The following is a 1,714-nucleotide window of genomic DNA, read 5'->3' on the forward strand; positions in this document are numbered from 1 at the left end:
CTGTCGCGCTTGAGCCAGTCGTCGACGATGTCGAACCATCCTCGCTCCTGGCGCGCGCGCCCTACTGCGATGGTCATCTCAACCTCTCCTTAAAAACATGATGAGGACATTAATGAAACTACAAATTTTGCTCCTTTGAAGCAAGACTGGTGCCTAGGTATAAAGACTCAGTCTGCGAACTTGTCGCCTTGGTTTCCCTGCACGGATTCCTGGCCAGAACTGACCAACCGCTGCTTCAGGCAGCTTTGCTGGCGTTCCGAACTGCTCTTGGAATCCTCAGCAGAGCTGTGGCGATCCCGACGAGCCGCCCTAGGGCCACCGAACAAGTTTCACGGCTGTCGGCATTACAATTTAGCCTACGCCAGTAAAGACTTGTAAATTGCTTTCATTATAGAGGGGGGGGACTCGTTCCCATCAAGTCCGAGGTGGCTGGGATCTTCACAGACTGTAATCTTTGCGGTTTTTCTCTCCTGAGATATTGAGCTAGAGGGGCTGCCTCACCCTGGGGAAGGCCGAAGGCACAAGATCCGATATCCTTGAAGGGCGAGGCAATCCACCTGAGAGGAATCTATGGCTAGTGAGATCTTCACCATTGCTGGGCTCTCCATCGTCCTGACCCTAGTGGGTGTGGCGCTTGGATACGGGATCTTGCGCATCACCCAGGGCGGGGCCGAGTAGGGATTTCCTCATTTGGTAAAACATGAAAATCGGCATCGTCGGCGCCGGGGCAGTCGGGGGGCATTTGGCCGTTTGCCTGGCTCGCGCCGGCTTTTCAGTCAGTGTGGTGGCGCGGGGATCCCACCTGCAGGCCATCCGCAGCCAAGGCTTGAAGCTGATCCGGCAGGGGGATCCCCCTGTGGCTTGGGTAGAGCGGCTGACGGCCAGCGACGACTTGGCTGAGCTGGGGCGGCAAGATGTGGTGATCGTTGCTGTCAAGGCCCACAGCTTGCCCCTGCTTGCCCCGCAATTGGGATCCCTGTGTGGCCCGGATAGCCCCGTTGTGGTTGTCCAGAATGGTATCCCCCGGTGGTACTTTTACCGGCATGGCGGCGAGTTTGAGGGGCGCTCCTTGACTTCGGTGGATCCGGGCGGGGTGATCGCCGCGCATCTGCCAGTCGAGCGGGTGATCGGTTGTGTGGTGTACATCGCCGTGCAGTTGGCAGAGCCGGGGGTAGTTTTGCATACCGGTGGCGGGCGCTACATTCTGGGAGAGCCGGATGGGTCGTTGTCGGAGCGGCTGCGCTCTCTGGCGGCCATCTTTGAGCAGGGGCAGCTTTCTGTGGCCCTCACCTACCAAATTCGGGTCGAGATCTGGCAAAAACTTTGGGGGAACGCCGCCTTCAATCCCATCAGCGCCCTTACCCGCGCGGCCCAAGACGCAATTGCCCAGTACCCGCCCACCCATGCTTTGGTTCGGTCGGCGATGCAGGAAACCGAGGCGGTGGCCCAAGCATTTGGGATCCGGCTGCCGGTCTCTTTGGAAGAGCGGCTGAAGGATGCAGCCCGTGTGGGCTCCCATCGCACCTCGATGCTGCAGGATATCGAGCGGGGGCAACCGACGGAGATCGAGAGCATTGTCGGCGCCATCACGGAGCTGGGGCGTTGGGCGGGGATCCCGACTCCCCATCAGAACCTCTGGGGTACTCCCGCCACAGCGCAGCTTGGCGGGATGGGGGATAGGCGGTGAGACGAAGGGGTTCAATGCCCCTGAGTC

Annotated in this window: 2 protein-coding genes; both read left to right on the top strand. The window is 59.9% G+C overall.

Annotated elements, in window-relative coordinates; all coding sequences use genetic code 11:
- The first annotated feature begins 570 nt into the window (after positions 1-570).
- Positions 571-678, top strand: coding sequence for a PetM family cytochrome b6-f complex subunit 7 (locus NW809_RS12355; RefSeq protein WP_011431156.1), 108 nt, complete (start codon positions 571-573; stop codon positions 676-678).
- Positions 679-700: 22 nt separating this feature from the next.
- Positions 701-1,687: a ketopantoate reductase family protein gene (locus NW809_RS12360; RefSeq protein WP_414402276.1), complete on the top strand. Its 987-nt coding sequence runs from the start codon at positions 701-703 to the stop codon at positions 1,685-1,687.
- Positions 1,688-1,714 lie beyond the last annotated feature (27 nt).

This window comes from Synechococcus sp. WC101 (genome assembly GCF_047461555.1).
Taxonomy (GTDB): domain Bacteria; phylum Cyanobacteriota; class Cyanobacteriia; order Thermostichales; family Thermostichaceae; genus Thermostichus.